The 24,141-nt window shown below is 61.3% G+C and carries 23 protein-coding genes; 10 read left to right on the top strand and 13 right to left on the bottom strand.

Features of this window, described 5'->3' with window-relative positions; genetic code table 11:
* Window positions 1–34: 34 nt before the first annotated feature.
* The 4 genes from KAK11_RS06490 to KAK11_RS06475 form a co-directional block, all read right to left on the bottom strand.
* Window positions 35–802 carry a head GIN domain-containing protein gene (locus tag KAK11_RS06490; protein ID WP_210807424.1) on the bottom strand — a complete coding sequence of 256 codons (768 nt, stop codon included), beginning with the start codon at window positions 800–802 and terminating at the stop codon, window positions 35–37.
* 110 nt (window positions 803–912) lie between these two features.
* Window positions 913–1,677, bottom strand: a complete 765-nt coding sequence (locus tag KAK11_RS06485) for an arginyltransferase (RefSeq protein WP_210807422.1) — start codon at window positions 1,675–1,677, stop codon at window positions 913–915.
* Window positions 1,678–1,707: 30 nt separating this feature from the next.
* Window positions 1,708–2,442, bottom strand: coding sequence for a leucyl/phenylalanyl-tRNA--protein transferase (gene aat, locus KAK11_RS06480; RefSeq protein ID WP_210807420.1), 735 nt, complete (start codon window positions 2,440–2,442; stop codon window positions 1,708–1,710).
* A gap of 64 nt (window positions 2,443–2,506) precedes the next feature.
* Entirely contained in the window at window positions 2,507–4,999 is a 2,493-nt protein-coding gene (locus KAK11_RS06475) for a sodium-translocating pyrophosphatase (RefSeq protein ID WP_210807418.1), read from the bottom strand.
* Between the two features lie 224 nt (window positions 5,000–5,223).
* Here KAK11_RS06475 and ppa point away from each other — a divergent pair, with 224 nt between their 5' ends.
* Both ppa and KAK11_RS06465 read left to right on the top strand, forming a co-directional pair.
* Complete coding sequence (gene ppa, locus KAK11_RS06470) at window positions 5,224–5,760, top strand: inorganic diphosphatase (protein ID WP_210807416.1); 537 nt, start codon at window positions 5,224–5,226, stop codon at window positions 5,758–5,760.
* Window positions 5,761–5,924: 164 nt separating this feature from the next.
* Complete coding sequence (locus KAK11_RS06465; protein WP_210807414.1) at window positions 5,925–8,654, top strand: M16 family metallopeptidase; 2,730 nt, start codon at window positions 5,925–5,927, stop codon at window positions 8,652–8,654.
* Between the two features lie 37 nt (window positions 8,655–8,691).
* Here the strand turns inward: KAK11_RS06465 and KAK11_RS06460 are convergent, their stop codons facing one another.
* Window positions 8,692–9,876: a GNAT family N-acetyltransferase gene (locus KAK11_RS06460; RefSeq protein ID WP_210807412.1), complete on the bottom strand. Its 1,185-nt coding sequence runs from the start codon at window positions 9,874–9,876 to the stop codon at window positions 8,692–8,694.
* On the opposite strand from KAK11_RS06460, the gene KAK11_RS06455 reads away from it, so the two are divergent.
* Window positions 9,875–11,584: an NAD+ synthase gene (locus KAK11_RS06455; RefSeq protein WP_210807410.1), complete on the top strand. Its 1,710-nt coding sequence runs from the start codon at window positions 9,875–9,877 to the stop codon at window positions 11,582–11,584. The two genes, KAK11_RS06460 and KAK11_RS06455, sit on opposite strands and share 2 nt — an antisense overlap.
* A gap of 51 nt (window positions 11,585–11,635) precedes the next feature.
* Window positions 11,636–11,974: a P-II family nitrogen regulator gene (locus KAK11_RS06450; RefSeq protein ID WP_210807408.1), complete on the top strand. Its 339-nt coding sequence runs from the start codon at window positions 11,636–11,638 to the stop codon at window positions 11,972–11,974.
* A 64-nt stretch (window positions 11,975–12,038) separates the two neighbouring features.
* Here the strand turns inward: KAK11_RS06450 and KAK11_RS06445 are convergent, their stop codons facing one another.
* From KAK11_RS06445 to KAK11_RS06420, 6 genes are read right to left on the bottom strand one after another with little or no spacing between them, the layout of a single operon-like run.
* On the bottom strand, window positions 12,039–12,617 hold the full coding sequence (locus KAK11_RS06445) for an LOG family protein (RefSeq protein ID WP_310737757.1): 579 nt from the start codon (window positions 12,615–12,617) through the stop codon (window positions 12,039–12,041).
* 8 nt (window positions 12,618–12,625) lie between these two features.
* Window positions 12,626–13,006 (bottom strand): diacylglycerol kinase, encoded by a 381-nt coding sequence (locus tag KAK11_RS06440; RefSeq protein WP_210807404.1) that lies wholly within the window; start codon window positions 13,004–13,006, stop codon window positions 12,626–12,628.
* Window positions 13,007–13,038: 32 nt separating this feature from the next.
* Window positions 13,039–13,599: an RDD family protein gene (locus KAK11_RS06435; RefSeq protein ID WP_210807402.1), complete on the bottom strand. Its 561-nt coding sequence runs from the start codon at window positions 13,597–13,599 to the stop codon at window positions 13,039–13,041.
* Window positions 13,596–14,420, bottom strand: a complete 825-nt coding sequence (locus tag KAK11_RS06430; RefSeq protein ID WP_210807400.1) for a DUF3106 domain-containing protein — start codon at window positions 14,418–14,420, stop codon at window positions 13,596–13,598. Before KAK11_RS06430 ends, KAK11_RS06435 begins: the two co-directional genes overlap by 4 nt.
* Window positions 14,392–14,889 carry a DUF3619 family protein gene (locus KAK11_RS06425; protein WP_310737756.1) on the bottom strand — a complete coding sequence of 166 codons (498 nt, stop codon included), beginning with the start codon at window positions 14,887–14,889 and terminating at the stop codon, window positions 14,392–14,394. The genes KAK11_RS06430 and KAK11_RS06425 overlap by 29 nt, the downstream gene beginning before the upstream one ends.
* Complete coding sequence (locus tag KAK11_RS06420; protein ID WP_210807398.1) at window positions 14,886–15,449, bottom strand: RNA polymerase sigma factor; 564 nt, start codon at window positions 15,447–15,449, stop codon at window positions 14,886–14,888. Before KAK11_RS06420 ends, KAK11_RS06425 begins: the two co-directional genes overlap by 4 nt.
* Before the next feature lie 234 nt (window positions 15,450–15,683).
* Here KAK11_RS06420 and KAK11_RS06415 point away from each other — a divergent pair, with 234 nt between their 5' ends.
* The 5 genes from KAK11_RS06415 (at window position 15,684) to KAK11_RS06395 (ending at window position 21,923) form a co-directional block, all read left to right on the top strand.
* Complete coding sequence (locus KAK11_RS06415; protein ID WP_210807396.1) at window positions 15,684–17,471, top strand: acetolactate synthase 3 catalytic subunit; 1,788 nt, start codon at window positions 15,684–15,686, stop codon at window positions 17,469–17,471.
* Window positions 17,472–17,638: 167 nt separating this feature from the next.
* Window positions 17,639–18,130 (top strand): acetolactate synthase small subunit, encoded by a 492-nt coding sequence (gene ilvN, locus KAK11_RS06410; protein ID WP_210807394.1) that lies wholly within the window; start codon window positions 17,639–17,641, stop codon window positions 18,128–18,130.
* Window positions 18,131–18,192: 62 nt separating this feature from the next.
* Window positions 18,193–19,209 (top strand): ketol-acid reductoisomerase, encoded by a 1,017-nt coding sequence (gene ilvC / locus KAK11_RS06405; protein WP_210807392.1) that lies wholly within the window; start codon window positions 18,193–18,195, stop codon window positions 19,207–19,209.
* Window positions 19,210–19,336: 127 nt separating this feature from the next.
* Complete coding sequence (gene pssA, locus KAK11_RS06400; protein ID WP_210807390.1) at window positions 19,337–20,167, top strand: CDP-diacylglycerol--serine O-phosphatidyltransferase; 831 nt, start codon at window positions 19,337–19,339, stop codon at window positions 20,165–20,167.
* Window positions 20,168–20,381: 214 nt separating this feature from the next.
* On the top strand, window positions 20,382–21,923 hold the full coding sequence (locus KAK11_RS06395; protein ID WP_210807388.1) for a 2-isopropylmalate synthase: 1,542 nt from the start codon (window positions 20,382–20,384) through the stop codon (window positions 21,921–21,923).
* 181 nt (window positions 21,924–22,104) lie between these two features.
* On the opposite strand, the gene KAK11_RS22165 is transcribed toward KAK11_RS06395, so the two are convergent.
* Window positions 22,105–22,398, bottom strand: coding sequence for a hypothetical protein (locus KAK11_RS22165; protein ID WP_310737765.1), 294 nt, complete (start codon window positions 22,396–22,398; stop codon window positions 22,105–22,107).
* Between KAK11_RS22165 and pbpG the strand changes: the two genes are divergently transcribed.
* Window positions 22,322–23,299, top strand: coding sequence for a D-alanyl-D-alanine endopeptidase (gene pbpG / locus KAK11_RS06390; protein WP_310737755.1), 978 nt, complete (start codon window positions 22,322–22,324; stop codon window positions 23,297–23,299). The genes KAK11_RS22165 and pbpG overlap by 77 nt on opposite strands.
* A gap of 68 nt (window positions 23,300–23,367) precedes the next feature.
* Here pbpG and KAK11_RS06385 read toward each other — a convergent pair whose 3' ends face one another.
* Window positions 23,368–24,135 (bottom strand): IclR family transcriptional regulator, encoded by a 768-nt coding sequence (locus KAK11_RS06385; RefSeq protein WP_210807384.1) that lies wholly within the window; start codon window positions 24,133–24,135, stop codon window positions 23,368–23,370.
* Window positions 24,136–24,141: the final 6 nt, after the last annotated feature.

Here is a 24,141-nt window from a genome sequence, read left to right as displayed (position 1 = left end):
CGGCGGCGGGGACAAGCCCTTCCAGGTATGGCCATCACTTGAGGTGAATGTCGCCGCTGCCCACGATCTTGCGGCTGACTTTGGCGGGCTTGCCCCAAACCTGAACATCGCCAGAGCCCACGATGTTGACGTCAACAGACTCCGCCGCATGGACGCTCACGTCGCCGCTGCCCGCCAGGTTGACTCTGGCTTGGCGCGCTTGAAGCTTGCTCAACTCCACATCGCCTGAGCCCGCCACATGGGCATCGACTTGTTGGGCCGTACCGGTGGCATTGAGGTCTCCCGACCCCGCGAGGCTGGCCGTCAGACCACCGAGTTGGGCACCTTCAATGCGCATGTCACCGGAGCCAGAAACTGACGCACTGAAGCGATCCGCTTGCAGGCTGCGTATGTTCAGGTCGCCACTGCCACGCAACTCAGCGCCTTGAAGCTGCGCAAAGCTCACATGGACCACCATGGGCGATGTGGTGCGCCAACTGGCCTTGGGCTTGCTGCGCACCACCAGCGTGTCGCCGTCGACCACGGTTTCGATGTGGTCGACGAGGTTGTCGTCGGCCCGAACGCTCACCTGTGCCGCATTTGCTTGCTTGGCTTCAACGGTGAAAGAGCCCTCCAACCTCAGCTTGCTGAAGGCGCTGACACTGCGGTTCTGGTCGATGACCTTTCCTGAGCCCTTGATCAAGGTTCCACCGTTGTTGTACTCAATGGTCAGCGCATGTGCGGTCAGTGGCGGCAAAGCGGCGGCAGCGACAAGCGCCACAGCCAACAGCAGGGGCGACATGCGTGTTGATGAACGGGCCATGAGGGTCTCCTGAAAACAGTGATGAGATGCGGGCATCGTAGGCACCACTCACACGCATCGCAATGCAGAAGCGACGATCTGCATCCTGCCGCGACAAAGCGGCGCAAGAGTCAACCAGGCTGCAAGCGCTCGGCGTCGGTGTCGACCCAGCGGCCGTCGATCAGGCACTGATGCGGCTTGAAGCGGACCTTGTAGGCCATCTTGGGGCTGGGGGCGATCCAGTAGCCCAGGTAGACCTGCGGCAGCTTCATTTGGCGCGCCTGCTCGATCTGCCACAGCACGCCGTAAGTGCCCAAGCTGCCTGCGGCCTCGGGGTCATAGAAGGTGTAGACGGCTGAAAGGCCGTCGCTCAAGATGTCCACCACCGACACCATGCGCAGCACGCCTCGGCCGGTTTCTCCCTCCTTGAGCGGTTCACGAAACTCCACCAGGCGCGAGTTAACGCGGCTTTGCAGCAAGAACTGGGTGTACTGGTCGATGCTGTCCTGGTCCATGCCGCCGCCCGCGTGGCGGGCTGCTTGGTACTTCAGGTAGAGCTCGTAATGCTCTTGGTCGAATCCCAGACGTATGACCCGGGTCTTGAGGTGGGCATGTTGCACCCACGCCCGTCGCTGGGCCCGATTGGGTTTGAAGCGCTCGACGGGCAGGCGCATGGGGACGCAGGCGCGGCACTCGTCGCACAGAGGGCGGTAGGTGAACAATCCGCTGCGTCTGAACCCATTGGCCACCAGGGCAGAGTAGGCCTCCGCATGGATCAAATGCCCTGGTGTCGCCACTTGCGAGCGCGCCAAACGGCCCGCCAAGTAACTGCAGGGGTAGGGCGCCGTTGCATAGAACTGCAAGGTCGCGAAGGGCGCTTCTTTCGGATGGGTCACGGTGAGTGAAAAAGGCCGGCGGCCTGATCGTCACAAGCCCAAAGTCGTCCAGCAGTAAGGATCATAGGCCCAGGTTTGGGGCTGACGCACCCCCACAAGCGTGGACAAATGCCTCTCAAACTCAGCGCGTGGGATGGGCCTTGCCCCCATGGAGGCGAGATGCCCCGTGTTTTGCTGGCAGTCGATCAGAGGAATATTGCGCTGGCGGCAGAGTGCGACCAAGCCCGCCAGCGCGATCTTGGAGGCATCGGTACGATGCGCAAACATCGACTCTCCAAAGAACATTTGGCCCAGATTGAGGCCGTAGAGACCGCCGACCAATTCGCCGTTCACCCAAGTCTCCACGCTGTGCGCCACGCCATGCTGGTGCAGCTCGATATAGGCTTGCACCATCTCCGGCAAGATCCAAGTACCGTGCTGGCCATCTCTGGGCGTGGTGGCGCAGGCCTGTATGACCCGCTCAAAGGCGGTGTTGACGCGCACCTCGCAGCCTTGGGCGCGTAGGAACTTGGTCAAGGTCTTGCGCAGTGAGCGATGCAGCTTGAACTCGGCCACCGGCAAAACCATGCGAGGGTCTGGCGTCCACCACAGAATGGGCTGACCCTCGCTGTACCAAGGAAAGATGCCCTGGGTATAGGCCTTCACCAGCCGACCAACGCTGAGGTCGCCACCGGCGGCCAGCAACCCCGGCGCTTCGCTATCAGCACCCAAGGCCAATCGGGTGTCGGGAAAAGGACTGTGAGCTTCTAGCCAAGGGAGTTGCATGAGAGCGTGGCGCCAGAATGAAAAGGCCGACCCGAGGGTCGGCCCACGGTCGCGGAGGGCGAAGTCAGAGCAAGCGTACCTCAACGCGGCGAGCTTCGGCGTCGTTGCCTGCGTTGATCTGCTCGGGCTTCTTCATCTCGAAGCGATCCTCGGCAATGCCTGCGGCTTTCAGTGCGTCACGGACGGCCAAGGCGCGCTCTTTGGCCAACTCAGCGTTTTTGACCGGGTCTCCGGACGCATCATGAAAGCCGCTGATGCTGAGCTTGGCGGGGTTGATCTTGGCGGCCTCAGCGACTTTGCTGAGGGCGTCCTGTGCCCCCGCAGGCAGCGTGGCTGCACCGCTGGCGAAAAAGACCTTGGCTTCCGCGCTCGCGGCCTTGGGGTCGATGTTCACCTTGATCTGTATGCCGCCCTTGTCGCCACTCATCGCAGGAGCCTTGACCACCTCGGTCACCATCTCGGCCTTGCTGGCTGAGGCGGCGGGCGCATGCGTGGAGGCCACGGTCACGGGCAGCAGCGGCACGATCAGCAGGGCCACGATATTGATGATCTTGATCAGCGGGTTGACGGCCGGCCCAGCCGTGTCCTTGTAGGGGTCGCCCACCGTGTCGCCGGTGACTGCCGCCTTGTGGGTCTCACTGCCTTTGCCGCCGTGATGGCCGTCTTCAATGTACTTCTTGGCGTTATCCCAGGCGCCGCCACCCGTGCACATCGAGATCGCCACAAACAAGCCGGTGACGATGGTGCCCATGAGCAAGCCGCCGAGGGCTGCGGCACCCAGGGTCATGCCGACCACAATAGGCACCACCACGGGCAGCAAGGACGGCACCACCATTTCTTTGATGGCCGCAGTGGTCAACATGTCGACGGCCTTGCCATATTCAGGCTTGGCAGTGCCTTCCATGATCCCGGAGATCTCTTTGAACTGGCGGCGGACTTCCACCACCACCGAGCCCGCAGCGCGCCCGACCGCCTCCATGGCCATGGCACCGAACAGGTAGGGGATCAAGCCACCAATGAACAGGCCCACGATGACCTTGGGGTCGCTCAAGTCGAAGCTGACATGCATGCCTCGGCCTTCGAGTGAGTGGGTGTAGTCCGCAAACAGCACCAAGGCGGCCAACCCGGCTGAGCCAATCGCATACCCCTTGGTGACTGCCTTGGTGGTGTTGCCCACCGCATCCAGGGGGTCGGTGATGTCTCGCACGGACGCAGGCAACTCAGCCATCTCGGCAATGCCACCGGCGTTGTCGGTGATGGGGCCGTAGGCGTCCAGCGCCACCACGATGCCGGCCATGCTCAGCATGGAGGTGGCGGCGATGGCAATGCCGTACAGCCCTGCCAAACCATAGGAGGCCATGATGGCCATGCAGACAAAGATCACCGGCCAGGCCGTGGAGCGCATGGAGACGCCCAAGCCCGCAATGATGTTGGTGCCGTGGCCTGTGGTGGAAGCCTGCGCAATATGCTTGACGGGGCCGTACTGCGTGCCGGTGTAGTACTCGGTGATCCACACCAGGGCGGCCGTCAACACCAAGCCCACAGCGCAGGCGCCAAACAACTTCATGTGGGTGCCGCTGCCCAATGCGTCCGCCGGCATCACCGCTGCGGTCACGAAGTAGAAAGCGACCAGTGAAAGACCGCCTGCGACCGCCAAGCCCTTGTAGAGCGCCGGCATGACATTCTTCATGTCCGGCGTGGCCTTGACGACCGAGCAGCCAATGATGGAGGCGATGATGGACACCCCACCCAGCAGTAAGGGGTAAACCACCGCGGCCATGGGGGCTGACGCCACCATCAAGGCGCCCAAGGCCATGGTCGCAATCAAGGTCACGGCATAGGTCTCAAACAAGTCCGCCGCCATACCCGCGCAGTCACCGACGTTGTCGCCAACGTTGTCTGCAATCACGGCCGGGTTGCGGGGGTCGTCTTCAGGAATGCCAGCTTCCACCTTGCCAACCAGGTCGGCGCCCACATCCGCGCCCTTGGTGAAGATGCCACCGCCCAGCCGCGCAAAGATGGAGATGAGCGACGAGCCAAAGGCAAAGCCAAGCAAGGGTTTGAGGACGCTGGCCAGGGATTTGTCGGGGGTCAGGTTGCCATTGGAGGTGAGGAACAGAAAGAACAAGCCCACACCGAGCAGCCCCAATCCCACTACCAACATGCCGGTGATGGCGCCACCCTTGAAGGCGACATCCAGTGCGGGGCCGATGCCACGCGTGGCGGCTTGGGCGGTGCGGACATTGGCCCGGACCGACACATTCATGCCAATGAAGCCACAGGCCCCGGACAGCACTGCGCCCAGTGCAAAGCCGAAGGCGGTGGTGCCGCCGAGAAAAATGCCAATCGGGATCACCAACACGACGCCGACCAAGGCGATCGTCTTGTATTGCCGCGCCAGGTAGGCGGCGGCACCTTGCTGAATGGCTCCAGCAATCTCCTGCATTCGGGCATTGCCCGCATCTTGCCGCAGGATCCAACTGCGTTGAACAAATCCGTAAATGACGGCCAACAGGCCGCAAATCAGCGCTGCCCAGAGCGCTCCGTTCGTGGACATCAAGGTATCTCCTTCCGTTCGCACTATCGGTTTGTCATGCCTCGTTAACGGCAGGCCTTCGTAGGGTCAGTCGTTACGTGAACCCATCCTACGGGAGACTGGACGCGGGAGGCTTGGTGTTTTCCTGCGGATGTGGGCGCCAAGGTGCAGGTGTTCTGTCAGGGCAGGGCAAGGGCTTTACGTAGAATCCGGGTTTTCCCCTCAACCGACTCAACGAGATCCCCATGAGCCTGCAAAAAGTCCCCGCCGGTGCCAAGGCACCTGAGCAGTTCAACGTCATCATCGAAATCCCGATGAACGCCGATCCGATCAAGTACGAGGTGGACAAGGAAAGCGGCGCCCTGTTTGTGGATCGTTTCATGACCACAGCCATGCACTATCCCTGCAACTATGGCTACATCCCCGAGACGCTGTCGGACGACGGCGACCCCGTGGACGTGTTGGTGGTCACACCCTACGCATTGACCCCCGGTGTGGTGGTCACCTGCCGCCCCATCGGCGTGCTGAAGATGGAAGATGAAGCGGGCATGGACGCCAAGCTGCTGGCCGTGCCCATCACCAAGGTCTGCCCCATCTACTCGCACTGGGAAAAGCCTGAAGACATCAACCAGATGCGCCTGAAGGCTATCCAGCACTTCTTCGAGCACTACAAGGATCTGGAAGCCGGCAAGTGGGTCAAGGTCACAGGCTGGGAAGGCCCGGAGTCTGCCAAGAAGGAAATCGTTGACGGCCAAAAGAACTGGGCCGCGAAGCAAGCCTGACCGTCCCGGTCGTTTGGGTTATCGTTACGCGCACTGCAGCCCCACACAAGGTGGGATGCGGGCGCAGGCGGGCCCCAAGCACGTCCAGCGCCGCCCCTCGGGGCGGCGTTGTTGTTTCTGCGGGGCCTTGCGTGCGTCTTTTTCAAATCTGTGGAGAAGGAAACATGCGCCTCAAGGCCTCTTATGTGTTGATCAGCCTGGCCTTGCTCAGCCCGTCGCTGGTGCTGGCAGCCCCCGCGCCGGCCCCGCAAACGCTTGCTGCCGTTCGGTCGGTCGAAGGCATCACCGAATACCGCTTGCCCAACGGCTTGCAGGTTCTCTTGGTGCCGGATGACTCCAAACCCACCACCACGGTCAACCTGACCTACCGCGTCGGCTCCCGCCATGAGAACTATGGCGAGACCGGCATGGCGCACTTGCTGGAGCACTTGCTCTTCAAGGGCACGCCCAAGAACCCTCGGGTGTGGGGGGAGTTCACCCAGCGCGGCTTGCGAGCCAACGGCAGCACTTGGGTGGACAGAACCAATTACTTCGCCAGCTTCAATGCCAACGACGAAAACCTGCGTTGGTTCCTGAGCTGGCATGCGGATGCGATGGTGAACAGCTTCATTGCCAAGAAGGACCTCGACACCGAGATGACGGTGGTCCGCAATGAAATGGAGATGGGTGAAAACAGCCCGGATGGCGTGCTGTTCGAAAAGACCCTGGCCACCATGTACCAGTGGCACAACTACGGCAAAAGCACCATTGGCGCCCGTGCAGACGTGGAGAACGTGGACATCGCTAGGCTGCAGGCCTTTTACCGAACCTACTACCAGCCCGACAACGCGACGCTGATCGTCACCGGCAAGTTCGACCCTGCCAAGGTCATGGCCTGGATCAGGGCTGACTTTGGCCGCATCCCTGCCCCCAAGCGGGCCTTGCCGCGCCTCTACACCATGGAAGCCGTCCAGGACGGTGAGCGCAGTGTGACCCTGCGACGCCAAGGCGGGGTGCCCTTGTTGTTTGCGGCGTATCACATCCCGCCAGGTGCGCATCCTGATTTCGCCGCCATTGAAGTGCTGGGGCGTGCGCTGAGCGAAGCGCCAGCAGGCCGCCTTCACAAGCAATTGGTCGAGAAGAGCCAGGCCGCCTCGGTGTTCTCATTTGCCGCCGGTTTGGCAGACCCGGGGTTCATGATCTATGGCGCCCAATTGGCCCCTGGCCAATCTCCAGACGCGGCACGTGACAGCCTGCTGTCCACCTTGGAAGGCCTGGCTCAGCAGCCCCTCAGCGACGAGGAGGTTGAGCGTGCGAAGGCCCGATGGCTGAAGGATTGGGAGCTGCGCTTCTCCAACCCAGAAACCGTGGGGGTGGCCTTGTCGGAGGTGGTCGCCTTGGGCGATTGGCGTTTGTTCTTTTTGCAGCGTGATAGGGTCAAGGCTGTCACCACGGCCGACGTGAATCGCGTGGCCTTGGAGCGCCTGCTGCCGGCCAACCGCACCCTGGCCCAATACATCCCGACCGACAAGCCACAACGCGCGCCCAAGCCTGAGGCGGTGGATGTCGCTGCGCAGTTGAAAGACTTCAAGGGTGTGGCTCAGATTGCCAAGGCCGAAGTTTTTGAGGCCAGCCCGGCGAACATTGATGCCCGCACACGCCGCTTTGAACTCGCCCCTGGGCTCAAGGTGGCTTTGTTGCCCAAAGGTACGCGTGGCGATGTGGTGACCGCCAGCTTGACGCTGCGCCTGGGCGATGCGGACTCCCTCAAGGGGCAAGAGGCTGTGGCGGAAGTGCTGACCCAGATGCTGGACAAAGGCACGGCCAACCTGACACGCCAGCAGGTTCAAGACCGGCTGACAGCTTTGAAGGCAGAAGTGCAGTGGGGGGGCGGCGCGACCGAATGGGTGGCGCAGATCACCACGACACGGGAGCACCTGCCCGCGGTCATTGAACTGGTGGGCCAGATGGTGCGCCAGCCCTCTTTGCCGGCGGAGGCCTTGGACGAGATCCGTCGTCAAACCTTGTCGGCGATCGAAGCTCAGCGCAAAGAGCCCGAAGCCTTGGTGGCTGAGGCGCTGGGCCAGCACGGCAACACTTACCCGCGGGGTGACGTGCGTCACTTCCGCAATTTTGACCAGGCCACCGAAGACTTGAAGGCGGTGACCTTGGATCAACTGAAGGCCTTCCACCGCCAGTTCGCCGGGGCAGGGCGGGCGCAGTTTGCGGCCGTAGGGGCGATGGACGAGGCGGCGGTGCAAACGGCCTTGCGCAAAGCATTTGAAGGCTGGGGTGCGCCCACCGCCTACAAACGGGTCGAGCGCCCCCTGGTGGCGGTGGCGCCGCAGCGCTTCCAGATCGAGGCCCCGGACAAGCAAAACGCGACCTTGCTGGCCCAACTGGCCTTGCCCATCCGCGAGTTGGATGCCGACCATGCCGCGCTCTTGGTGGCCAACTTTGCCTTTGGCAGTGGCGGCAGCTCGCGCCTGTGGAAGCGCATTCGTGAGGCTGAGGGGCTGAGCTATGACGTGCGCAGTGGGATCCGCTGGGCCGCGCAAGATGCCAACAGCTTGTGGCAAGCCAGCGCGATTTTTGCGCCCCAGAACCGGGCCAAGGTCGAGGCTGCATTTGCCGAGGAATTGGCCCGTGCCAGCAAAGATGGCTTCACCACGGCCGAGGTCGAGGCTGCTCGCCAAGGCTTGCTGAACTATCGGCGCCTCTCACGCGCGCAAGACCCGGTCTTGGCGGGCACCTTGTCCAGCAATGAGTATTTGGGCCGAACCTTTGCGGCCAGCCAAACCCTGGAAGCTCAGATCGGCGCTGTCACGGCCGAGCAAGCCACAGCGGCTTGGCGCAAGTACATCAAGCCTCAAAGCTTGGTGTTGGCCGTGTCTGGCGATTTCAAGGGCAAGTGAGCGCGGAGAACGCAAAAGACCACGGGCTGAGGCTTGCTCAGTCCGTGCTGCTCCGCTTCAGGGGGCTGCGGTCGTTGAGCTCATCCAGGTAGTGGTCCATACCGCCACGCTCTCGCGCCAAAAAGTCCGCCACGGCTGACGCGAAAGCGGGGTGGGCCAACCAATGGGCTGAGCCCGTAGGGCTGGGCAACAGCCCGCGCGCGATCTTGTGCTCGCCTTGTGCACCGCCCTCAAAGCGCAGAAAGCCATTGGCGATGCACCAAGCCAAGGGCTGGTAGTAGCAGGCCTCAAAGTGCAGGCAACTGATGGCCTGGGTGCAGCCCCAATAGCGGCCCCAGGCCACGCGCTGCCGCCGATCAATTGCCAAGAGCGAGGTGGCGACGCGCTCACTGCCCAAGGTCGCCACAAACATCAGCCAATGCTCGGCTTGCGTGTCGGCCAGGGCCTGAAAGAAGGCTCGGGTCAGATAAGGCGAGCCGCCGTGCGCGGCATACGTGCGCTGATGGCATTCATAGAAAAAGTCCCAATCCGCTGCGCGGATCTCTCGACCTTCGCGAACCTCAAAGTGGACGCCGGCGTCACGGACTTTGCGGCGCTCTTGCTGAATCTTTTTGCGCTTGTCGCGTTGCAGGTCACTTAAGAACTCGTCAAAACTCAGCCAGGGTTGCTCGGGGCGGTTTTGCCAATGAAACTGCACACCGGTGCGCTCCATCCAACCTTGAGTGTGCAGGGCCTCGCGCTCAGCGTCCGTGGCAAACAAAAGGTGCACGGAGGACAACTCGGACTGTTGGGCCAGCGTGACCAGCGCTTGCCCCAAAACGGCTCGTGCCTCTGCGTCAGCCGCCAGCAGACGAGCGCCCGGGACGGGGGTGAACGGGCAGGCGACCAGCAGCTTGGGGTAGTACGCTAGGCCGTGGCGTTGATAGGCCTCGGCCCAAGCCCAGTCGAACACATATTCGCCCCAGGAATGGGCCTTCAAATAGGCCGGGGCGGCGGCGACGAGGCGCTGACCCTGGTGCACCGAGACGAACTGCGCCTGCCAGCCGGTGCGGGCCACCGCGCTGCCGGATTGCTCCAGGGCGAGCAAGTAGCGGTGCTGCATGAAGGGCGTCGGGTGGCTTTGCTGGGCGAGCAATTCGTCCCAGGCGTCGGCGGCCAGCCCGGCCGGGCTGTCATGCACCTCAATGTGATAATCACCCGCTCTCTTCAACGTGTCGGACATGTCAGCCCAGCCCCCATTTTTTGTTGCCCTGGCCCAAGTCAATGTGACCGTCGGCGACTTGCCCGGCAATGTGCGTTTGTTGGAAGAGGCAGCCCGCCAAGCCTATGCGCAAGGGGCTCGGTTGGTGGTCGCGCCTGAGCTGAGTCTGACGGGCTATCCGCCCGAGGACTTGCTGCTGCGACCCGCTTTCCTGGATGCGTGCGAAGCCGCCTTGCTGGGCCTGGCGCAGGCGCTCAAAGATCTCGATGGTTTGCATCTGGTCGTAGGACATCCGGCTCGCAGCCTGGGCCCAGATGTTAGGACGAAGTCGGTGGGCGCACCGAGGGGCTTCAATTCGGCCTCAGTGTTGGCGGGGGGGCTTGTTCTAGGGACCTATCACAAGCGTGAACTGCCCAACTACCAAGTGTTTGATGAGCGCCGCTACTTTGTGTCGGGCCGGGATGCGGGTGCCCAGGCGCTGGTGGTGACAGTGGCCGGTGCCAAAGTGGGCTTGCTGATTTGCGAAGACGCATGGTTTGATGAGCCCGCCGATGCTGCGGTGGCCGCGGGGGCAGAGATTCTGTGTGTGATCAACGCCTCGCCATTCCATCAAGACAAGCAGCAAGAGCGCGAGCAGCGCATGGCACAGACGGCCAAGCGTGTGGCGCGTCCGCTGCTCTATGCCCACATGGTGGGCGGGCAGGACGAGGTGGTGTTTGACGGGGCTTCGTTTGCCCTGGATGCGCAAGGGCAGGTGTGCGCGCGGGCGCCGAGCTTTGAGGCGGCACTGCTGCCGGTTCAGTTCACCTGGGCGGCGTCGGGCCTTTGGCAGCCCTCAGGCCCGGTGGCCGAGGTGCTGGGAGCTGAGGCCCAAATTTGGCAGGCCTTGGTGCTGGGGGTGCGCGACTACCTGGGCAAGAACGGCTTCCCTGGTGCCATCATCGGATTGTCCGGCGGGGTGGACTCCGCCTTGGTGCTGGCCATTGCGGTTGACGCCCTGGGCCCTGAGCGCGTGCGCTGCGTGATGATGCCTTCGGCCTATACCGCAGACATTTCCTGGATCGATTCGCGCGACATGGTGGCGCGCTTGGGGGTGCGCTACGACGAAGTGCCCATTTCCCCGATGGTGGCGGCCTTTGAGTCCGCTCTGGCGTCTGAGTTTGCCGGGTTGCCTGTCGACGCCACCGAAGAAAACATTCAGGCCCGTGTGCGGGGCACTTTGTTGATGGCGCTGTCGAACAAGTCGGGCCAGATTGTTTTGACCACCGGCAACAAGAGCGAGATGGCCACCGGCTACTGCACCTTGTACGGCGATATGGCCGGCGGTTTTGCCGTCATCAAGGACGTGGCCAAGACGATGGTGTATCGCCTCTGCGCCTGGAAGAACGCTCAAGCGACGCGGCGTGCCGATGGCAGTGTGGGCCCCGTGATCCCCGAGCGCATCCTGACCCGTGCACCGTCGGCGGAGTTGCGTCCGGACCAGAAGGACCAAGACAGCCTGCCGCCCTATGAGGTGCTGGATGCCATCTTGGAGCGCTACATGGAAGACAACCAAAGCGTTGCGGACATCATCGCCGCTGGGTTTGCGGCGGCGGATGTCGAGCGCGTCACGCGACTCATCAAGATCAACGAGTACAAGCGGCGTCAGGCGCCCATCGGGGTGCGCGTCACTCACCGCGGCTTTGGCCGCGATTGGCGCTACCCCATCACCTCGCGGTTCCGTGCTTAAATCGGGCATCCCTTCTGTTTACGCTTTCACTGTCCTTCCGGAGTTTCGTCAATGAAGCAGATCACCGCCATCATCAAACCCTTCAAGCTCGAAGAAGTGCGTGAGGCACTGGCCGATGTCGGCGTCTCGGGCCTGACTGTGACGGAGGTCAAAGGTTTTGGCCGTCAAAAAGGCCACACCGAGTTGTATCGGGGCGCGGAATACGTGGTGGACTTTCTGCCCAAGGTCAAGGTGGAAGTGGTCGTCAAGGACAGCGATGTGGATCGCTCCATTGAAGCCATTGTCAAAGCCGCCAAGACCGGCAAGATCGGTGACGGCAAGATCTTCGTGATGCCGGTGGAGCAAGTGGTTCGCATCCGCACTGGTGAGACCGACGAGTCGGCCGTCTGAAAACCTTCGCCGCCAGCACCAGCCCCTTGCGAGGGGCTTTTTTGCGCCTGTGCGCTTCAGGTCATCAGATCAGTTGGAAGCTGCCGGTGGAGGTGTGCATGGCGCCAGCCATGCGGTCCAGCAATGCATCGACGTCCCGCTCGACGCTCAGCATCGCGTGCTGGCTGGGGTCGGTGAAGCCCGCGGTTTCAGTCTGCGCCAGAAAGCTCAGCAAGCCATCGAAGAAGCCCTGAGCATTGAGCAAGCCGATGGGGTGCTGGTGATAGCCCAAATGGCGCCAGGTCCAGACCTCAAACAACTCTTCAAAAGTGCCGATGCCGCCGGGCAGGGCGACAAAGCCTTGCGAGAGTTCCGCCATGCGCTGTTTGCGCTGGTGCATGGTTTGCACCACCACCAGCTCACTCAAGCCTTGGTGGGCGACTTCCAGCGTGAGCAAACGTTCAGGAATGACGCCGACCACTTCCGCCCCGTTGGCGAGGGCTGCATCAGCCACCGCGCCCATCAGGCCGACATTGCCGCCGCCATACACCAGCCGCCAGCCGCGCGCGGCGATGGCTTCACCCATGAGGTGGGCCTGCTTGAGCCACTGCTCACCCACCCCAGGACGTGCGCCGCAATAGACGCACACCGAGGGGCGAGTCACGCTGCTGCTCACGCGCCGACCTTCATCCATAGGGCCGACAAGAACAGGCCCGCGCACAGCATGAGGGAGACGAAAACGGCGGCACTGGCAATGTCTTTGGCCCGGCCGGAAAGCTCATGGTGCTCGAAGCTGACGCGGTCGACCACGGCTTCAATGCCGCTGTTCAATAACTCGACGATCAAGACCAGGGCCACGCTGCTGATCAGCACGGCGCGTTGGGTCCAGTCTTGGCCCAACCACAGTGCCGCGGGAATCAAGACGATGGCGAGCCAAGTTTCTTGGCGGAAGGCGCTCTCGCCTTGGTAGGCCTTTTTCAGGCCCGACAAGGAGTAGCCGGTGGCACGAATGATGCGATCGAGGCCTGTACGGCCCTTGTGAGGATTGGTCATCGGGTGGCAAGTGCTGAAAAGGACGGCCAGGCTCAAGGCTTGCTGGGCCGCTGACGGGGCGGATGACGCCAAGTGACCAGGCGGGTGCCGCAAACCGCATCGTGCCAGAACTGACGTTGAGGGTGCAGGCGAGTCAGCAAGGCGTAGGTGACCACGCCGGCAAAGAGCGCACCGAAGAAGGCCGCACCACTGTGAAAGCCCAGGCTGCGCATGGAGACCAAGGCGGGCACAAACCACAACCAACTCAGCACGTAGCGCAGGCTGGCCCTCTGCCACGTCACAGCCCGGCCTTCCGTGTCCACCAAACGGATGTGCCAAGCCTTCATCGCTACCGTCTGCCCACCGTGGGTCCAGAACCATACAAAATAAAGGCCCAGCACCAAGAACAAGAAGACTTGGAACCCCAGTGCTCCCTGCAGGGCATGCTTCATCTGCGTGAGGCCTGCATAGATCAGCCCTGAGATCATGAGCACGCCAAACAACAAGACGCCTTCATACATGAAGGCCGAGAGACGACGACTCAAGGCGGGCGTATGCGCAGGACTACCGTCGGGGCCGGTCAGCCCGGCCACCGGATCTACAGGCGCGCTCACTGGGCTGAGGCGCCAGAGGCGGCGATAGCAGCGGTGGCCGTGGGCTGGATGGCCGCGCCTTGTGGGCCGCGTTGCGGCAACAAGGTCTTGCGGTCCACCATGCCAGGGTTGGCGGTGATCTTGGGCAAACCGGCTTGCTGGTGGGTGGGGCTGGCAGGGGGCTTGGTGATCAAGCTGGTGGTTGCGCCGGTGGAACTGCGGACCACGGTGGGCGCCACTGCCCGCGCAATGGGAGTGTTGGTGGGCGGTGCCACCACGACATTGGACTTCTGGACTTGAGCTGCCAGGGGCGCAGAGCGCACCGCTTGGTGGGGCGACTGGGCCTTTGCTTGCGTGGCGCCACTGGCCGCCGCAGCTGTGACGGCCGGCTTGGCGCGTGCCGCGAACTCAGCCTTTTTTTCGGGCGGAAGAGCCTGGTAGGCTTCCCACTGAGCTTGTCTTTGAGCCTCTGGCACTTGCTTGGTTTGCTGGAACACCAGACGCGCCTCGCTGCGCTGCTGCGGTGTCATCCGCGACCATTCACGCATGCGATCGCGCACGCGCTGCTGATTCTCTGGAGTCATCGAGGGAAATCGCGCCGCAATCTCCAGCCATTTCTGGCGTCTGTCGTCATTCATGCTGGCCCATTCGGGCCGCAAGGGCTGCAGAACTTGCTGCTGGCTGGGGGTCAGGCCGGCCCAATCGGGACTCGCTTGGGCCGTCAGTGGCGCTGCTGCCGCCGGCTGCGCCAAGGCGCCGCACAGCAGCAAACCTGCGCAAACGACCGCCCCACCGACGCTCTGGCGGCGAGCATTACTCAGTGACTTCGCTGATCTGAACATCTGAGGTCTCAACGGGCGGGGCCTTCAGGAATTCCAGGAATCCGGGGTCACGGTATGCATCTGGCGGCAGAGGGTCTGACAGCAAGGCACTGTCGACTTCGACTGCTGCTTGGATTTGGGCGGCTTCATGCCATTCATCGATGGCAAACATGCCAAGCAGCAACACCACCAAGGGCAGCACGAAACCCATACGTTGCAACCAACTGCTGCCAGTAGGCCCACCCCGTAGTGCCAAGCTGCCGCCCAGCGTCGAGATGCCTTGGGCGGCCTGTTCTTGCAGACGCCGAGCCCGGGCACGCGCGAGGGCTTGCTCGCGGGCAACACGCAGGCGCTCGTTGATCGCATGGTCGGTGCTGGCGCTGCGTTCGGTGAGCAGCGCTGCGATGCGAAGCCCGACTCTGGCCTCGACACCGTCGTGGCCGTCCAGTCTCGTGTGTCCTGACAGGGGAAGTGTTGGTTTGGTTTTCACAGCGTAATTCCCTTGGCTCGAAGTACTTTGGCCAGTGCTTGGACCGCCCGTGAGCAATGCGTCTTGACGCTGCCTTCGGAACAGCCCATCACCGTTGCAGTCTCCGCAACGTCCATTTCCTCCCAGTAACGCAGGAGGAAGGCTTCCCGTTGACGACCAGGCAAGCCTTGAACAGCCTCTTCGATTTTTAGCAATATTTGTTCCCGCCCGACCGTGTCAACTGCGCTTTCTGCGCCCAGCGTGCCCTCGGCGGCCAACATCTCCAGGAGATCAAAGTCGCCATCATCTCCGGCGCCTTCAAAATCGGACAGGTTTTGCATCACCGCATTGCGCACTTTTTGGCGCCTGAAGTGGTCCATCGTCGCATTCGACAGAATGCGCTGGAACACCAGAGGCAGCTCGGCGGCAGGGCGGTCGGCGTATTTTTCGGCCAGACGGATCATGGCATCCTGAACGATGTCCAGGGCTGCGTCCTCGTCACGCACGGCGAAAAACGTGCGCTTGAAAGCGCGCTTTTCGGTGCTCTTGAGGAAGTCCGTGAGTTCTTTGTCGGTGGCCAAGGCGAACAATTGCTCGGGTCAAGCCCGAAAAACCGGCGGATTATGTCACCCGAATTCGGGTAAGCACTGCAACAGTGCGATAATGCTGCTTCGCACAATTTGCGATCAGGGTCTCAATCCGTCCCGACCAAGGGACTAGGTAGTTGTTGACGCGCAGGTTCCGAGTCCGCCCCACAAGGGTGCGAGGAGGGGCACCGAAGGTTTTTCGTCAGAGAAATTCACAGAGGTTCGAAAATGGACATGTCTGCCGCGGATATGAAGCGTGCCGCTTCGGCACAGCCGCAAAATTCTTCCCCCGCCACCCCCGCTCAAGAGCCCAACGGCTCCCAAATCCTCGTTCGCTGCTTGCAAGCCGAAGGCGTCAAGTACATCTGGGGTTACCCAGGCGGATCGGTGCTCTACATCTACGACGCGCTGTACCAGCAAGAGTCGATTCAGCACGTATTGGTGCGCCATGAGCAGGCCGCGGTACATGCCGCTGACGGCTATGCGCGCGCGACGGGCGATGTTGGTGTTGCCTTGGTGACATCCGGTCCGGGTGTGACCAATGCTGTGACCGGCATTGCAACCGCCTACATGGATTCCATCCCGATGGTGATCATCACCGGGCAGGTTCCGACGCCGGCGATCGGCCTCGATGCTTTCCAAGAGTGCGACACGGTTGGCATCACGCGGCCCATCGTCAAACACAATTTCCTGGTCAAGGACGTTCGCGACCTGGCCATGACGCTCAAAAAGGCCTTCCACATTGCCCGCACGGGTCGCCCGGGCCCCGTGGTGGTGGACATTCCTAAGGATGTCTCGCTGAGCAAGACGCCTTTCCACTACCCAGAACAGGTGGAGATGCGCTCCTACAACCCCGTTAAGAAGGGGCATGGGGGCCAGATCCGCAAGGCCGTCCAATTGCTGCTGCAAGCGCGCCGCCCCTACATCTACACCGGTGGCGGTGTGATCTTGGGCAATGCCACGGCTGAGTTGCGCGAGCTGTGCGACTTGCTGGGCTACCCCGTCACCAACACGCTGATGGGCTTGGGCACAACACCCTCCAGCGACCCGAAGTTTTTGGGAATGTTGGGTATGCACGGCACCTACGAAGCCAATATGACCATGCAGCACTGCGATGTGCTCTTGGCCGTCGGCGCGCGTTTTGATGACCGTGTGATTGGCAACCCCAAGCACTTTGCGTCGGTGGAGCGCAAGATCGTCCATATCGACATCGACCCCTCGTCGATCTCCAAGCGCGTGAAGGTGGACATTCCCATCGTCGGCGACGTCAAGGACGTGCTGCAAGAACTGATCGCTCAGATCCGCGAAGCCCAAGCACGCCCCGACGCAGGGGTGCTGGCGCAGTGGTGGGGCCAGATCAACGAATGGCGTAAGCGCGAGTGCCTGGCTTACAAGCGCAGCCCTGACGTCATCAAGCCCCAGCAAGTCGTGGAAGCCCTGTGGGAGATGACGCGAGGCACCGACGCCTATGTCACCTCCGATGTCGGTCAACACCAGATGTGGGCGGCCCAGTATTACCGCTTTGAAGATCCGCGCCGCTGGATCAACTCCGGTGGCTTGGGCACCATGGGCGTGGGCTTGCCCTATGCCATGGGCATCAAACTGGCCAAGCCTGACGCAGATGTGTTCTGCATCACCGGTGAAGGCTCCATCCAGATGAACATCCAGGAGCTCTCGACCTGCCAGCAGTACAAAACGCCGGTCAAAGTGATTGCTCTGAACAATCGCTACTTGGGTATGGTGCGTCAGTGGCAGGAGTTGGATTACCAAGGCCGCTACTCGCACAGCTATATGGATGCGCTGCCCGACTTCGTCAAGCTGGCTGAGGCTTACGGCCACGTGGGCTTGAAGATCGAGAAGCCCTCAGAGATCGAGCCTGCACTGCGCGAAATGATCCGCCTGAAAGACCGCACCGTCTTCTTGGACGTGCGCACGGACCCGACCGAAAACGTCTGGCCCATGGTCAAGGCGGGTAAGGGCATCTCTGAGATGCTGTTGGGCTCTGAAGACCTCTGACGCCTGCAAGCGGCCGTGGGCATTCGAGCTTACCGGCTCGAAGGTCGTGCGGCAGCGGAGGGCGGCTGAACTTCAGACAAAGCGTTAGACATTCACTGAATCGGTGCGGTCAAAGCGCAGCAGTTACCGCTGCTGCGCTGAAGAGCCCCACCAGGAGTTGAAAACCCATGAAACACATCATTGCGGTGCTGCTCGAGAACGAGCCAGGTGCCCTGTCCCGCGTCGTGGCGCTGTTTTCTGCCCGCGGCTACAACATCGAAAGCCTGACGGTCGCCCCGACCGAAGATGCTTCGCTGTCGCGCATGACCATCGTCACCACCGGCTCGGACGAAGTGATCGAGCAGATCACCAAGCATCTGAACCGCTTGGTCGATGTGGTCAAAGTGGTCGACCTGACCGAAGGCCAGTTCACCGAGCGTGAACTCATGCTGATCAAGGTGCGTGCCGTCGGCAAGGAGCGCGAAGAGATGAAGCGCATGGCCGACATCTTCCGCGGTCGCATCATTGATGTGACCGAAAAGAGCTACACCATCGAACTGACCGGCGACGCTGGCAAGCTCGATGCCTTTATTGAAGGCATTGACCGCGCCGCCATCCTAGAAACCGTGCGCACCGGCTCCAGCGGGATCGGGCGCGGCGAGCGCATCTTGCGCGTCTGATTGCCGACTGGCGATCACCCTTTTTCCCATCCCGCCTGATTTCATTGCAAGAGAGAACCATCATGAAGGTTTATTACGACAAGGACGCCGACCTCTCCCTCATCAAGGGCAAGAACGTCGCCATCATTGGCTATGGCTCCCAAGGCCATGCACACGCTCAGAACTTGAACGACTCCGGCGTCAAGGTCACTGTGGCCCTGCGTAAGAGCGGTGCTTCGTGGGCCAAGGCCGAAGGCGCTGGCCTGAAGGTCGCCGAGATCGCTGATGCCGTGAAGGCTGCAGACGTGGTCATGATCTTGCTGCCGGACGAGCAGATTGCTGACGTCTACAAGAACGAGGTGGAGCCCAACATCAAGTCGGGTGCTTCCTTGGTCTTCGCCCATGGCTTCAATGTGCACTACGGCCAAGTCGTGCCCCGTGCAGACCTGGACGTCTGGATGGTCGCTCCCAAGGCGCCCGGCCACACTGTGCGCGGCACCTACCGCCAAGGTGGCGGCGTGCCCCACCTGATCGCCGTCTACCAAGACAAGTCTGGCAAGGCTCGTGACTTGGCGCTGTCCTACGCTGCCGCCAACGGTGGTGGCAAGGCTGGCATCATCGAGACCAACTTCCGCGAAGAGACTGAAACCGACTTGTTCGGCGAACAGGCTGTGCTGTGCGGTGGTACGGTCGAGCTGATCAAGGCGGGCTTCGAAACCTTGGTCGAGGCTGGTTATGCCCCCGAGATGGCCTACTTCGAGTGCCTGCATGAGCTGAAGCTCATCGTGGACTTGATCTATGAAGGCGGCATCGCCAACATGAACTACTCGATCTCTAACAACGCCGAGTATGGTGAGTACGTCACCGGCCCGCGCGTCGTCACCGCAGAGACCAAGAAGGCCATGCAGCAATGCCTGAAGGACATCCAGACGGGTGAGTACGCCAAGAGCTTCATCTTGGAGAACAAGGCCGGTGCGCCGACCCTGATCTCTCGTCGCCGTCTGACCGAAGAGCATCAGATTGAAGTCGTGGGCGAACAACTCCGCGCCATGATGCCTTGGATCAAGGCCAACAAGCTGGTCGATAAGTCCCGCAACTGATGTCGAGAGACTCAGCCTGGGCCCGTCTTCAGGCTGTTTCTTGCTGACCTCGAGGCCGCTCAAGAGCGGCCTTTTTCAATTTTGGGCTGAGGTATGCTCCACAGCTTGATCAACCCTGACATGGTTCATGAACAGTCCTGAACAAGTTCCTCAAGATGACGACGCTGAAGTGGTCGAGCCTGCTCGCCCACGTCGCAAAGGCATTTACGCCCTGCCGAATGCGGTGACTCTGGCCGCGCTGTTCGCGGGCTTTTATGCCATTGTGATGGCCATGAATGGCCGCTTCGAGCACGCTGCTGTGGCCGTGTTCTGTGCCATGGTGCTCGACAGCTTGGATGGGCGTGTGGCGCGCATGACCAATACGCAAAGTGCGTTTGGCGAGCAAATGGACAGCTTGTCGGACATGGTCAGCTTTGGTGCGGCCCCCGCCTTGATCGTTTATGAGTGGGCGCTGAAGGGGCAGGGCAAATGGGGGCTGATCCCCGCGTTTGTTTACTGCGCCTGCGCAGCCTTGCGCTTGGCGCGCTTCAACACCAACATCGGGGTGGTGGACAAGCGCTACTTTCAAGGCTTGCCCAGCCCTGCAGCCGCCGCCTTGGTGACGGGCTTCATTTGGGTCATGGACGACGCAGGCTTCAAGAACGTTTCCACCATGCCGGGCATGCCGTGGGTGGCAGCGGCCGTGGCGCTTTACGCTGGCCTGACCATGGTCACGAATGTGCCTTTTTACAGCTTCAAAGACGTTAGCTTCAAGAAGACGGTGCCCTTCATCGTCATCGTGGCGATTGCCTTGTTGATTGCACTGATCAACCTGCATGTACCCGGCATGTTGTTTGGGCTGTTCTGCGTCTATGGCGTCTCGGGGTATGTGGTGTATTTCATGCGCAAGGCCAAGGGCAAACCGGTGAGTGTCATCGCCACCTCCACGGATGAACCTGACGAGCGGGGGCTGCATTGAGGCGCTGCACTGAAACTTCGTGCTATATTCGAGCGATGAACTCGATCCAGATGGCCCGCTCTATTGCGCTATCGCTACCCCTAGCACGGCTGCGGGCACGTTGATCGATTTCGTCTGAACCTCACAGTTTTTCCGAATTCACGGCCCGCCAGCGCAACGCAGCGGGCCGTTTTCATTCGGGCTGCGTGCACATCGCCTAATCCTGGAGCTATCCATGAGTGACAAGCTGATCATTTTCGACACGACTTTGCGTGACGGCGAGCAATCGCCCGGCGCTTCCATGACCCGCGATGAAAAGCTGCGCATTGCCCGTCAACTGGAACGTCTGCGCGTGGACGTGATCGAAGCCGGCTTTGCAGCCTCTTCTAACGGGGATTTCGAGGCCGTCAAGACGATTGCCGATCACATCAAGGACTCCACCGTTTGCTCACTGGCGCGCGCCAATGACCGAGATATCTCCCGTGCCGCCGAGGCATTGGCTGGGGCCAACCGGGCTCGGATCCACACCTTCATCGCGACGAGCCCATTGCATATGGAGAAAAAGCTCCGCATGTCGCCAGACCAGGTGTTTGAGCAAGCCAAGCTGGCGGTGCGGTTTGCGCGCAATCTGTGCGGCGATATTGAGTTTTCGCCGGAGGATGGTTATCGCTCTGAGCCAGACTTTTTGTGCCGGGTCCTTGAGGCCGTGATTGCGGAAGGCGCTACCACCATCAATATCCCCGATACCGTGGGATACGCGATTCCTGAGTTGTACGGCGAGTTCATTCGCAATTTGCGTGAGCGCGTGCCCAATTCTGACAAGGCCATTTGGTCGGTTCATTGCCATAACGATTTGGGCATGGCTGTGGCGAATTCTTTGGCGGGTGTGAAGATTGGTGGCGCTCGCCAGATTGAATGCACCATTAACGGCCTGGGTGAGCGAGCCGGTAACTGCGCGCTGGAAGAAGTGGTGATGGCCATCCGTACCCGGCGGGATCATTTTGGCTTGGAGGTCGGTATTGACACCACCCAGATCATGCCGGCCTCACGCATGGTCAGTCAGACCACTGGCTTTGTGGTGCAGCCCAACAAGGCGGTCGTGGGCGCAAACGCCTTTGCGCACGCTTCGGGCATTCACCAGGACGGCGTCTTGAAGGCCCGCGACACCTACGAAATCATGCGAGCAGAAGATGTGGGCTGGGCAGCCAACAAGATCGTGCTGGGCAAGCTCTCTGGGCGCAATGCCTTCAAGCAGCGGCTGCAAGAGTTGGGCATTGAGTTGGAGTCTGAGGGCGAGATCAACGCGGCGTTCACCCGTTTCAAAGACCTCGCAGACCGCAAGAGCGAAATCTTTGATGAAGACATCATTGCGCTGGTCTCTGACGAGAGCGTGACCGCTGTCAAAGAACACTTCCGCTTGATCTCTTTGGCGCAACGCTCTGAAACCGGCGAGCGCCCACAAGCTTCTGTGACTCTGGCCATTGGTGACGCAGAGCATTCTGTGCACAGTGAGGGCAACGGCCCGGTCGATGCCAGCCTACGTGCCATTGAAAGCGTGGTTCAAAGTGGCGCTGAAATGCTGCTGTATTCGGTCAATGCCATCACGTCGGGCAGCACAGAATCACAGGGCGAGGTGACAGTGCGTCTTCAGCATGGCGGTCGTGTGGTCAACGGTGTCGGTGCCGACCCTGACATTGTGGTGGCCTCTGCGAAAGCCTATTTGTCGGCGCTGAATAAGTTGCACTCCAACACTGAGCGGGTCGCTGCACAGGGTTGAGTGCTTCTTATCCCTTGGCGACTCTTGTCGCCAAGGCTTGCGGCCTGCTCATCGAGCGTATTAGCACTTGAGGAAATTGACGCAAGTTTTTGATATTGCGTGTTTTTTTGGTTTCCAATAGACTCCACCCAACGCGCGCGACGCGCTCTGAGCGCCCCATAGCCATGCAGAAGTTCCTCTCTCACAGCATTGCAAGCTGCTTGCAGCCTCTTTTGGGGGCGGCTTGTGCTGTCGCGCTGACCCTGACCTTGGGCGTTTCCCCGGCAGAGGCCTCGACAAAGGGGAAGTCCTCGGCCAGTGCCAAGTCGGCCCCGTCAAAAGCTGCGGCAAACGCCAAGGCTTCCAAGTCGAGTAAATCCGCCAAGTCCGCCTCGGCCGGCAGCGGGTCTAAAGCTCGAGTGTCGTCAAGCCGCGCGGCTGCATCGCGCTCGGTGGTCTCCAGTCGCGGCAAGGGCAAGGCGGCAGTCGCAGCCAAGCGGTCAGTGGTGCGCTTGCCTGCTGAGCCGGCACGCCAGTCCTTTGGCCAGCTTTACGGCTTGCACGACACGCAGGATCCTTTGTCCTTGAAGTCCAGTGTGGCCTATGTGTTGGATCAAGACACCAATGAGGTCTTGATCAGCAAGAACTCGCAAGCAGTGCTCCCGATTGCCTCGATCACCAAGCTGATGACGGCGGTGGTGGTCAGTGAGTCTCAGCAGTCACTGCAAGAAGTACTGACCATTTCACAAGACGATGTCGACACCGAAAAGGGCAGTTCGTCCCGCTTGCAGGTTGGCAGTCAGCTGACCCGCGGCGAGATGCTCCACTTGGCGTTGATGTCATCCGAGAACCGGGCTGCGAATGCCTTGGGGCGCCACCATCCTGGCGGCCTGTCATCTTTCGTGGCGGCGATGAACAGCAAGGCGCGTCAATTGGGCATGCACGACACCCGCTATGTGGAGCCGACGGGCTTGTCCAGCCAGAATCAATCGAGCGCCCAAGATTTGGCCACCTTGGTGAAGGCCGCCTATAACTTTCCGCTGATCCGCGAGTTATCGACCTCGCCGGAATACCAAGTGAGCGTAGGCCAGCGCCAATTGAACTACCACACGACCAACCGCTTGGTGCTCAACCCCAACTGGGACATCGGATTGCAGAAGACGGGGTACATCAGTGAGGCCGGTCAATGCTTGGTGATGCAGGCGCAATTGGCCGGCAGAAAGCTGATCTTGGTGCTGCTTGATTCAGCGGGCAAGTATTCCCGGATTGGCGATGCCGAGCGGATTCGTCAGTGGCTGATGTCCTCGGATGTCGTCAGCATGGGGTCTTCGGGCCGTCGCCTGGGTGTGCTCAACACACCGGTTGGGGCCCCAGTGGTTCAAAGCGCAGTACGCTGACCTTCGCCGGATACCTTCCCCAGAAAAAAGCCAGATCAATGATCTGGCTTTTTTGTGCCCTGAGCGGCTTAGCCTCGAAAGCCCAAGGACTGAGAGATCTGACTGGCCGTGCCTTTGACTCGGTCCAGCCAGCTTTCTTCCAGTCTGTCAGCGGGCGCAGAGACTGAGAGACCGGCCACCAATTTGCCTTGGTCGTCAAAGATTCCGGCAGCCATGCAGCGGACGCCCAACTCCAACTCTTCATCGTCACGCGCGACAGCGTCGCGCCGCACGCGAGCCAACTCGCGCTCCAAGGCAGCCAGGTCGGTGAGGCTGTTTCGGGTGTGGCCAGCCAGCCCCGTGCGGGTGGCATAGGCCCGAACCCGCTGCGGGTCTTCGTGAGCCAAGAAGAGCTTGCCGACAGAGGTTAAATGCAAGGGCGCACGGCCACCCACAGCGCGCACCACCTGCATGCCGGAGCGCTCGCTGTAGGTCCGCTCGATGTACACAATTTCGTCGCCCTGCCGCACAGACAGATTGACGGGTTGGTGGGTGAGTTTGTGCAGCTCACGCATCGGGCCAATGGCGGCATCCCGGACATCCAGCCGCGCCTTGACCAAATTGCCCAACTCCAGCAAACGCATGCCCAAGCGGTACGCCCCCGCTTCGGGCCGGTCGACGAGGCGGCCGGCAGCCAGATCATTCAAGATGCGGTGGGCGGTAGAGGGATGTAGTCCCGTCTTTTCACTCAACTCTTTGAGCGGAACCGGGTCTTGATGCGTGGCCAGGACATCCAGCAGCGCAAAGGCTCTGGACAAGACTTGAATGCTGGGAGTCTGAGGGTCCTTTTTCGTCATGGGTCC

The sequence above is a fragment of the Ideonella paludis genome (assembly GCF_018069865.1).
Classification (GTDB): Bacteria; Pseudomonadota; Gammaproteobacteria; order Burkholderiales; family Burkholderiaceae_C; genus Ideonella; species Ideonella paludis.
The sequence above is the reverse complement of the archived record's forward strand: the minus strand, read 5'-3'. Positions and strand labels throughout refer to the sequence as shown.

Excerpts from the sequence above, each read along its gene's own strand:
- KAK11_RS06395 (WP_210807388.1), top strand. The coding sequence starts at position 20,382 with ATGAGTGACAAGCTGATCATTTTCGACACGACTTTGCGTGACGGCGAG.
- KAK11_RS06450 (WP_210807408.1), top strand. The coding sequence starts at position 11,636 with ATGAAGCAGATCACCGCCATCATCAAACCCTTCAAGCTCGAAGAAGTG.
- KAK11_RS06385 (WP_210807384.1), bottom strand. The coding sequence starts at position 24,135 with ATGACGAAAAAGGACCCTCAGACTCCCAGCATTCAAGTCTTGTCCAGA.
- KAK11_RS06430 (WP_210807400.1), bottom strand. The coding sequence starts at position 14,420 with ATGTTCAGATCAGCGAAGTCACTGAGTAATGCTCGCCGCCAGAGCGTC.
- KAK11_RS06475 (WP_210807418.1), bottom strand. The coding sequence starts at position 4,999 with ATGTCCACGAACGGAGCGCTCTGGGCAGCGCTGATTTGCGGCCTGTTG.
- ilvN (WP_210807394.1), top strand. The coding sequence starts at position 17,639 with ATGAAACACATCATTGCGGTGCTGCTCGAGAACGAGCCAGGTGCCCTG.
- KAK11_RS06415 (WP_210807396.1), top strand. The coding sequence starts at position 15,684 with ATGGACATGTCTGCCGCGGATATGAAGCGTGCCGCTTCGGCACAGCCG.
- KAK11_RS06460 (WP_210807412.1), bottom strand. The coding sequence starts at position 9,876 with ATGTCCGACACGTTGAAGAGAGCGGGTGATTATCACATTGAGGTGCAT.
- ilvC (WP_210807392.1), top strand. The coding sequence starts at position 18,193 with ATGAAGGTTTATTACGACAAGGACGCCGACCTCTCCCTCATCAAGGGC.
- aat (WP_210807420.1), bottom strand. The coding sequence starts at position 2,442 with ATGCAACTCCCTTGGCTAGAAGCTCACAGTCCTTTTCCCGACACCCGA.
- KAK11_RS06455 (WP_210807410.1), top strand. The coding sequence starts at position 9,875 with ATGTCAGCCCAGCCCCCATTTTTTGTTGCCCTGGCCCAAGTCAATGTG.
- KAK11_RS06440 (WP_210807404.1), bottom strand. The coding sequence starts at position 13,006 with ATGACCAATCCTCACAAGGGCCGTACAGGCCTCGATCGCATCATTCGT.
- ppa (WP_210807416.1), top strand. The coding sequence starts at position 5,224 with ATGAGCCTGCAAAAAGTCCCCGCCGGTGCCAAGGCACCTGAGCAGTTC.
- KAK11_RS06490 (WP_210807424.1), bottom strand. The coding sequence starts at position 802 with ATGGCCCGTTCATCAACACGCATGTCGCCCCTGCTGTTGGCTGTGGCG.
- KAK11_RS06465 (WP_210807414.1), top strand. The coding sequence starts at position 5,925 with ATGCGCCTCAAGGCCTCTTATGTGTTGATCAGCCTGGCCTTGCTCAGC.
- pssA (WP_210807390.1), top strand. The coding sequence starts at position 19,337 with ATGAACAGTCCTGAACAAGTTCCTCAAGATGACGACGCTGAAGTGGTC.